The organism is Mucilaginibacter sp. P5_A6 (assembly GCF_056400585.1).
Map to the genome: position 1 here is coordinate 171,754 of NZ_JBFUKZ010000010.1, position 8,785 is coordinate 180,538.

Here is an 8,785-nt window from a genome sequence, read left to right on the forward strand (position 1 = left end):
TGCTAATGAATTTGCTTATCAAATCTGCCACTATCCTTGATCCCGGATCACCTTTTCATCAACAAGTTGCCGATATTTTAATTAAAAACGGGGTTATCTCCCGCATTGCCGAAGATATTGAAGCCGATGCTGACCTGGTAGATGGCGAAGGTAAATATGTATCCCCCGGCTTTTTCGATCTTAACTGCAACATTGGCGAATTAGGGTTGGAAACCAAAGAGGATATGCGTACAGGTACCCGGGCAGCAGCCGCCGGCGGTTTTACCGGTGTGGCCATGATGCCAAACACCGTGCCGCCTGTACATTCAAAAGCCGAAATTGAGTACCTGCTTAATCGTGCAAAGGGCAACCTGGTAGATGTGTATCCTTTAGGAACCATATCGCACAAGCGCGAAGGAAAGGATCTGGCCGAAATGTACGATATGTATTTAAGCGGGGCCAAAGCCTTTACCGATGGCAACCGCCCTGTACAGGATGCCGGCCTTATGGAGCGTGCGTTGTTATATGCCCAGGGATTTGACGCGCTGGTTTTCTCGTACCCCGAAGATACCGCTATAGCAGGTAAGGCAAAGGTGAACGAAGGAGAGATCAGCACGCTACTGGGTATGAAAGGAATTCCTTCGCTGGCCGAGGAACTGATGATAGCCCGTGACCTTTATCTGGCCGAATACACGGTATCAAAAATACATTTCAGCACCATATCAACCGCCCGCTCTGTTGAGCTTATTCGCGAGGCTAAACGTAAAGGCCTGGAAGTTACCTGCGATGTGGCTGCCCATCATCTTGTGCTCACAGATGAAGCCTTGCTGGGCTTTGATAGTCAATATAAGGTAAAGCCTCCGCTGCGTACCAAAGATGATGTTAAAGCGCTTATAAAGGGCTTAAAGGATGGCACAATTGATGCCATTGTATCGCAGCATACCCCACACGAAATTGAGTTTAAGGATGTGGAGTTTGAGGTGGCCGAGTATGGTATAATAGGCTTCCAGACAACATTGGCGCTGGCCCTGTTATCAGGCTTGCCAGTGGAGTTATTGGTTGAGAAACTTTCCATCAACCCCCGGGAAATTTTAGGGGTGGAGGTGCCGGTAATTGCCGAAGGAGAAAAAGCCAACGTAGTGCTTTTTGATATAAATGCATCATGGGAATATAACAGCAAAAACAACCTGTCTAAGTCGATAAATTCACCCTTTGTGGGGCAGAACTTAAAGGGCAAAGTGCTGTTAACCTATAACAATCAACAAATACTTAAATAGAAAAACTATGATCGATCCAAAAATAGAAACGGCCTACCAGGCTGCCTTAGAGGCATTTTCTAAATATAATAGCTTTGATGCTACAGGACTAAACGCTGATTTCGGTGATGTTTTCGCATCAGACGAAGATTTTTTAACCAAAGTGGATGCTTTGGACGAAGTGTTTGACAATAATCCCCAGGTTGAGGTACTTCGCGAGGTGTTCTTTGATTTACTGCTGATCAATTTCTTTAGTGCTGACGTAAAGAAACTGGAAGAGGATTACCTGGATACCCCTGAATGGGAAGACATTGAAGAACAAACGCTTGATCGTGGCACCGAGCTGCTGAACCTGCTATTGTACCTTAACGAATGCGAAGACGAAGATATTGAACCAGAACTTGAAGACTACCTTAAAGAGTTTTTATTGGTTGATGAGGATGAGTTCCAGGATGAATACCGTATTTACGAACCCGTTATTGCCAACCAGATTCTGATGGAAAGTCCGGTTGAAGAAATAGCCAATGTAGCTAACAGCTTGCCGGAAGACTCTGAACTTGTCGAATTGTTTTACCCAATGATGTGCTTTTTTCAGAACACCGATCCATCGCCCGAAGCAAAAGCGGTAATAGCCGAAAACGCTTTGGAAAAAGATTTTGACATGGCTGTTTTAGAGATATTGGTTAATTTTCAATAAGGTAGTTTTTTAATAAATCCTAATGAGTATGAATGAAACAATGAGCTGGGAGCTTAAAAAATGGGGTATAATAAGTGGAGTGCTTTTAGGGTTTTTAGTCGCGTTTTTAGGCATATTTAGGTTTTATTACCTAACACAAATGGTAACTTCGCCTATTTTAATTATTACCGGTTATTTCGTTTTTTTTCCAATAGTATTGCCCGTTGGTATCGCTATTTACTTTATCATCAAACTTAGAACAAGAATTGGTGGTTACTGGAGTTTTAAACAGGCTGTCAGGGGGATATTTATTATTTTTTTAACAGCATACATTACCCAGTTTTTATTAAATGATATTCTTTTCGTAAAACTTGTTGAACCCAATATTCTTGATAAAACCGAGAAAGCACTAATTAACGCTGCCAAAACAGATTTTAAAAGCAGAAAGGTAAGCCAAAAGGATATTGATCAAAAAGTTAAAGAAATTCAATCAAACCTGATGGGGCAAAAGAAGCAAGCAACAATACCTCAAAAAGTACAAGAGATAGGCATCAGTATAATATTTTTATTTGTACTATCGTTGCTATTCGCCGGGTTTTTTAGGCGAGAGCTAATTTATTACAACCCCGATAGAGGTAATGAACCGATGGTTTAGTATTTTGTTTTCTTATTTAAGGCCCTTTCTTTAGTAAAGAAAGGGCCTGTTTTTATTTATAAAAATGGTGCAAAATAGCTTTATCCAAACGCGGGGCATAAATAAACATCCGGAAGTATAGCTGATTTATGAAATATTGGTTAATTTAGTTAAATAAAAAACCTAAAATCATGACAGTGAAAAAAGCAAGTCCATCACAACCCGCAATCAAATGGGCATTAATCAGCCTGGTAACATCAATAATAATTACCTACGCCTTTCAGTTTCTTAATGTCGATCCTAATTCTTCTGTTAAATACCTTAATTTTTTGCCTTTTATAGCTTTCTTGTTTTTAACACAAAAGGAGTACCGCGACAATCTTGGAGGTTATATGACCTTTGGTGAAGGTTTTTTATCGGGCTTTTTATATGCTGTTTTCACAGGCGTATTATCGGCCATTTTTACTTACCTGTACTATGCAATCCTAAGCCCCGAAATGGTTGAAAAAATGATTTCCTCTACGCAGGCTCAACTGGAAGCGAAAGGAATGTCGCAGGACCAGATAGATTCGGCCATGAATATAACCCGCAAATATTTCGCGGTTTTTGGCGCTGTAGGGGCTGTTTTCGGTTCTGCAATTATAGGTGCTGTTATAGCCCTTATTGGTGCGGCTATATTTAAAAAAGAACGTTCGCCATTTGATGTAGCCGGTTATGATGATTCGCAACCGGCAGCAGATCCTGCTGTTTAATATAAATTGATCTTATAATATTTTAGGCCCTTTCTGATAAGTGAGGGCCTTTTTTTATCAATTATTTTTTATATAAAATGCCTTGAAAATACTCCACCGTCGAAACACCTTTAACATACCTTACGTGCACCTTTAGATCACCTTAGTAATACTTGGTCATGCACTTTTGAATAACCTTTGTAATCTCTTGTTTTTTAATTAACTATTTGATAATAAGATTTTTGTGTCGGTATTTTTTGGTACGTGGGTTCCCTTCTCTTTAAGAAAGCCGGAAATTATTCTTCGGGAGAAACCTCGATTTTGTATGTATACAAAGTTACAAAAAATGTAAAAAATAGTCAATTAATGGTGCGAAAGGATTTTAAACTCCAGGTAACTATGTTGAGGGAACAGATGCAAACAAAACAGCCCGAAAGATAATCTCCCGGGCCGTTTAATATGTAGTAAGAAGCTCTTACTTCTTCATTACCTGTTTCACAATATCATTGCCAAAAACAAATACCATCAGCGTAACCAGTATAACAAAACCTACTATCTGGGCGCGCTCCAGGAACTTATCGCTTAACGGCTTACCTTTTATCATCTCCACGATGAGAAATACGGCATGGCCGCCATCCAGCGCCGGGATTGGCAACAGGTTCATTAAGGCCAATACCATTGATAAAAACCCTACAAGGCTCCAAAAATGGACCCAATCAATAGTGCTGCCGAACAGGTTGGCTATTGCAACCGGACCGCTTACTGCTTTATTAAATTTTACATCGCCTTTAAATATTTTACCTAAACCTTTGGCATTATCTGTAAAGGTGCTTATGGCTCTTGATGCGCCTATCGGCAACGAAGCAAAGAAGCCATATTTAATGGTCCTAATCTCTGGGAAATCCTTTTTAGACCGGGCGAAGCCTATGGTTCCATCGGGGGTTACCTGCACTTTTAAAGGTAAAATGGCATTATTGCGTTTAACGCCCAGTTCAACCAGTTTGCCTTTGTTAACCGAAAGCTGGTTTTGTATTTCGTCGAAAAAGGCAGTAGGCAGGTTGTTTAGGGATACTATGCTATCGCCTTTTTGTAAGCCTGCTTTTTTAGCGTTGCCGTATACAGAATCAACCGAGAATTTAGTACGGGGCATACGGCTTATAAATTCCTCAATCCCCTGATCGCTAAGGTCATTCAATATAGTACGTGGTACTGTAATGCTTTTTGTTTCGGTACCGCGCTGAACAGTGAAAACTGTGTTTTCAAGCAAAACTTTCGGGCTGGTAAGGTCGTCAAAGCGTTCAACGGTTTTTCCGTTAACAGCGGTTATTTTATCGCCGGGCAATAACCCAATTTTTTTACCAATTGCACCCGGTACAATACCATACTTAGCGCTTGAGTTTGGAATATAGCTTTCCCCAAAACGCATGGTCAGGATCCAGAATATCAAAATCCCAAGGATGATGTTTACCGTAACGCCGCCAAGCATCACGATTAAGCGCTGCCAGGCCGGTTTTGAACGGAACTCCCAGGGTTGCGGCGGACCGGCCAGTTGGTCGGTATCCATTGATTCGTCTATCATACCGGCAATTTTAACATAACCACCCAAAGGCAGCCAGCCAATACCGTATTCAACACCTTTATATGTAAATTTAAACAGGCTTATGTTCCATGCATCAAAAAACAGGTAAAACTTCTCTACTTTAATCCCGAAGGCACGTGCCGCTAAAAAGTGACCCAACTCGTGTAGGATTATTAAAATTGAAAGGCCCAGTACAAGCTGGCCCACCATTATCACTATACTCATTATTTATATTTATCTATTTAATAGTGTATTGCCTTTAACGGCAATTTTTGTATAAAATTTTGCGCAAAGATGCGTGTTTCTTCGTCAGTATTCAAATAGTCGGTTAAGGTTGGCTGTGCTATGTGCTTTATATGCTGCATGCACTCCTCAATAAGGTTGCTCATGGCCAAAAAGCCTATGCTGCTATTCAGGAAACCAGCCACAGCTATCTCATTGGCTGCATTAATAATACAAGGCATGTTTCCACCTTGTTTTAAGGCCTGGTACGCTAAATTAAGATTACGAAAAGTATCCAGGTCTGGTTTTTCAAAAGTAAGATTAGGATAATCGGTAAAACTAAAGCGTTTAAAATTATTTTGGATCCGGTCGGGATAAGTAAGTGCGTATTGAATAGGCAACTTCATATCCGGCAATCCCATTTGTGCTTTGATTGATCCGTCTTTGAACTGCACCATCGAGTGGATGATTGACTGCGGATGAACAACTACATCTATCTGGTCGGCTTCTATATCAAAAAGCCATTTAGCTTCTATTACTTCGAGGCCCTTATTCATAAGCGACGCCGAATCGATAGTGATCTTGGCGCCCATTACCCAGTTAGGATGTTTAAGCGCGTCCTCGCGGGTTACATCTGCCAAAAAATCAACCCCACGACCACGGAATGGCCCCCCTGAAGCGGTGATGATCAACTTTTCGATAGGATTAGCTTCTTCACCGGCAAGGCATTGAAATATAGCCGAATGTTCTGAATCAACAGGAAGGATTTTTACACCATGTTGTTTGGCAAGGGCTGTTACAATTTCGCCGGCTACAACCAGAGTTTCTTTATTGGCCAAGGCAATATCCTTGCCCGCTTTAATGGCGGCAATAGTAGGCTCCAGCCCGGCAAAGCCAACCATTGCAGTAAGCACTATAGCAATCTCCGGATGGGTAACCGTATCAATAATGGCCTGATGTCCGGCAAGCACCTTTGTTGGTTGGTGGGCAAGTGCTTCCTTTACCTGCAGGTATTTACTTTGATCGCATATTATAGCATACTCAGGCTCAAATTCAATGGCCTGGCTAATGAGCAGATCGGCATTGGAATGTGCTGTAAGTAAAAAAGCCTTGAACAGGTTACTATTACCCTTTATAACCTGGAGGGTTTGCGTACCTATACTGCCTGTTGAGCCAAGTATGGCAATGTTTTTTATCTGATTACTCAATGTAACTTTTAAATATTTCTAAAATCGTTATAGCCCATCATGTTTTCGCAAAAAGACCCCTGTCATCCTGAACGAAGTGAAGGATTTATTATTCGCCATGCTTCTTCGCCCTGTAAATCTGCGAATAGATCCTTCACTGCGTTCAGGATGACAAATATTTTAAAGCTTCATTTCCAGGTTTTTGCGAAGTTTCATCATGCGCAATAACGTGTTTTTTATTTGCAAATATACGCTTTCAATCCATCAGCTATCTTCCTGTCATTTGATAGCCGTGGTACTTTATTCTGTCCCCCAAGTTTACCTTCCGAGCGCATGTAATTGATGAACGCGTCTTTTTGCAGGCTTTGGACGATCAAAGGTTGTAAAATGTTACCTTCAATCAGGTCAAAATAGTAAATATTTTTCTTTTGCAGGGCTTTATCTACTTTTATGGCAAATGCCTGAAGATTGGAAGGTGGTGTACCAAACTCCACAAACCATTCATGATAGGGGAGCTGTCCTGCAGGCGAATTGACCTGTGGCGCTACCGTAAACTCAATTACATCAACACCTTCTTGTTTAGCTACGCTCATTAAGGCATGCTCAACCTCTTCACCAATCACATGCTCGCCAAAGGCCGAGATATAATGTTTGATGCGGCCTGTTACGATGATCTTATACGGTTTTTTGGAAATGAATTTAATGGTATCGCCCAAACTGTAACCCCATAAACCGGCGCTTGTATTCATGATAAGGGCGTAGTTTTTTTCCAGTTCCACATCTTTAATGTTGATACGGGTAGGGTATTCATTAAAATATTCTTCGGATGGAATGAACTCGTAAAATATCCCCGAATCGACCAATAACAGCAATCCTTTTTCTTTCTGCGAATCCTGGAAAGCAATGAAGCCTTCCGATGCAGGATAAGTTTCGATGGAATCGATTTTAAAACCGATGCTTTCTTCCATCCGGGCTCTGTACGGCTCGTAGTTTACTCCGCCATGAACGTAAAGTTTAAAATTTGGAAAGATCTCTTTCACCTTTTTGCCCCCGGCTTTTGCCGAAAGCCGGTCGAAATACATCTGGCACCAGGGTGGGATGCCCGATATAAGGCGCATATCCTGGTTAAAGGTTTCTTCAACAATGGCATCAACTTTTTGCTCCCAGTCCTCAATACAATTGGTATCATAAGCGGGTAAGCGGTTTTTTTGCAGGTAGGCCGGCACATGATGAGCTACAATACCCGAAAGCCTGCCGATTGAAACACCGTTTTTTTCTGCCAGTACCGGGCTCCCCTGTAAAAATATCATTTTACCATCCACAAAATCGGCATTGCCGGTTTCATTAATATAGCTGAGCAGGGCATTGCGCGCAGCCTTGATATGCTGTGGCATACTTTCTTTTGATATCGGGATATATTTAACACCCGATGTGGTGCCCGATGTTTTGGCAAGATAGGCGGGTTTACCCGGCCATAATACATTTTCTTCGCCGTTTACAACCCGATCTATATAAAGGCGCAGGTCCTCATAATCATGGATAGGTACGTTTCTCTTAAAATCTTCGTAGTTGTTAATCTGCGAGAAATTGTGTGCTTTACCAAAAGCAGTATCTTTTGCCTGGAATACCAGGTTGCTGAATGTTTTTTGCTGCAGGGCGGGCGCGTTTTTACGTATGTGGTTAAGCTCTCTGTTTACCAGGGCCGCAAATATTTTGCTTAATACAGATTTTAAACCCATTGTTTAATTGGTTTCGGCAATGTCGTCATCTACATCCAGGTGGCTGTAAACTAATTTACGGTAAGTAACCATAATTATTACCTGTATAAAAGGAAAAGTAAGAATGAACCAGCAATAAAATGCCAGCCTGAAAATAAACCCTCCTTTTTCATCTAAGCCGGTAATATTAATAATAAGGAAAACCGGGATCAGCGCTAAAATCAATATGCCCATTATGATGGCAAATATGCCCAGCGTTTTAAAAAAATTATCTTTAGTTATTTCAAAGCTTTGCCTGAGGGATTCTATTGGCGATGAGTCATCGTCAACAATAAAACAAATACAAAAGATGCTCCGCAGGCTAATGTAAAGGATCAAAAGCAGTTCAATGGTTTGAAAGATGCTTTCGAAGCCCAAAGTACGCTCGGCCAATAAATAAAAGAAAAATAATACTGCAACCAGCAAGGCTGTTAATAAACCAATGATCACAAAGTTGAAGGTCATTCTAAGTGAAGGCAGGATGTCTTTAAACTCAAATTCATAGTATTCCCTATCCATTAAGGTTAGTATCAGCTTATAAAAGCTTAAACCTATATAGCATTGTATTATAAGTTGAACAAATATGAAAATGAATTTGGTTAAAAAATCATTTTCGAGCAGGATAAATGCTTTAATAAAATCTACACCCTCATTAATAAACAACGAAATAACCGAGTATACTACCAAAAGGGCAAAATTTTTCTTTAATACATTCCATGCAGTTTTAATGGTTTCCGCAACAGAAAAAGTGTGGTACATAGGTG

Annotated in this window: 8 protein-coding genes; 4 read left to right on the top strand and 4 right to left on the bottom strand. The window is 40.8% G+C overall.

Annotation, left to right across the window (positions count from 1 at the left end):
* Nucleotides 1–5 precede the first annotated feature (5 nt).
* The 4 genes from AC1DO4_RS13480 (at nucleotide 6) to AC1DO4_RS13495 (ending at nucleotide 3,297) form a co-directional block, all read left to right on the top strand.
* A complete protein-coding gene (locus AC1DO4_RS13480; RefSeq protein ID WP_477416593.1) occupies nucleotides 6–1,256 on the top strand; it encodes a dihydroorotase in 1,251 nt (416 codons plus the stop codon).
* Between the two features lie 7 nt (nucleotides 1,257–1,263).
* A complete protein-coding gene (locus AC1DO4_RS13485) occupies nucleotides 1,264–1,932 on the top strand; it encodes a hypothetical protein (protein ID WP_477416595.1) in 669 nt (222 codons plus the stop codon).
* Between the two features lie 22 nt (nucleotides 1,933–1,954).
* Complete coding sequence (locus tag AC1DO4_RS13490; RefSeq protein WP_477416597.1) at nucleotides 1,955–2,566, top strand: DUF4199 family protein; 612 nt, start codon at nucleotides 1,955–1,957, stop codon at nucleotides 2,564–2,566.
* Between the two features lie 170 nt (nucleotides 2,567–2,736).
* Nucleotides 2,737–3,297, top strand: a complete 561-nt coding sequence (locus AC1DO4_RS13495) for a DUF4199 domain-containing protein (RefSeq protein ID WP_477416599.1) — start codon at nucleotides 2,737–2,739, stop codon at nucleotides 3,295–3,297.
* Between the two features lie 454 nt (nucleotides 3,298–3,751).
* Here AC1DO4_RS13495 and rseP read toward each other — a convergent pair whose 3' ends face one another.
* The 4 genes from rseP to AC1DO4_RS13515 all read right to left on the bottom strand — a co-directional run.
* Nucleotides 3,752–5,080: an RIP metalloprotease RseP gene (gene rseP, locus AC1DO4_RS13500; protein WP_477416601.1), complete on the bottom strand. Its 1,329-nt coding sequence runs from the start codon at nucleotides 5,078–5,080 to the stop codon at nucleotides 3,752–3,754.
* Nucleotides 5,081–5,097: 17 nt separating this feature from the next.
* A complete protein-coding gene (locus AC1DO4_RS13505; RefSeq protein WP_477416603.1) occupies nucleotides 5,098–6,285 on the bottom strand; it encodes a 1-deoxy-D-xylulose-5-phosphate reductoisomerase in 1,188 nt (395 codons plus the stop codon).
* A gap of 215 nt (nucleotides 6,286–6,500) precedes the next feature.
* Nucleotides 6,501–8,003, bottom strand: a complete 1,503-nt coding sequence (locus AC1DO4_RS13510) for a GH3 auxin-responsive promoter family protein (protein ID WP_477416605.1) — start codon at nucleotides 8,001–8,003, stop codon at nucleotides 6,501–6,503.
* 3 nt (nucleotides 8,004–8,006) lie between these two features.
* Nucleotides 8,007–8,785: glycerophosphoryl diester phosphodiesterase membrane domain-containing protein (locus AC1DO4_RS13515; protein ID WP_477416607.1), on the bottom strand; the 779-nt coding region annotated here is incomplete at its 5' end.

What these genes read in the sequence shown, in the direction of transcription:
- AC1DO4_RS13480 (WP_477416593.1), top strand. Translation starts at nt 6, where the DNA reads ATGAATTTGCTTATCAAATCTGCCACTATCCTTGATCCCGGATCACCT.
- AC1DO4_RS13485 (WP_477416595.1), top strand. Translation starts at nt 1,264, where the DNA reads ATGATCGATCCAAAAATAGAAACGGCCTACCAGGCTGCCTTAGAGGCA.
- AC1DO4_RS13490 (WP_477416597.1), top strand. Translation starts at nt 1,955, where the DNA reads ATGAGTATGAATGAAACAATGAGCTGGGAGCTTAAAAAATGGGGTATA.
- AC1DO4_RS13495 (WP_477416599.1), top strand. Translation starts at nt 2,737, where the DNA reads ATGACAGTGAAAAAAGCAAGTCCATCACAACCCGCAATCAAATGGGCA.
- rseP (WP_477416601.1), bottom strand. Translation starts at nt 5,080, where the DNA reads ATGAGTATAGTGATAATGGTGGGCCAGCTTGTACTGGGCCTTTCAATT.
- AC1DO4_RS13510 (WP_477416605.1), bottom strand. Translation starts at nt 8,003, where the DNA reads ATGGGTTTAAAATCTGTATTAAGCAAAATATTTGCGGCCCTGGTAAAC.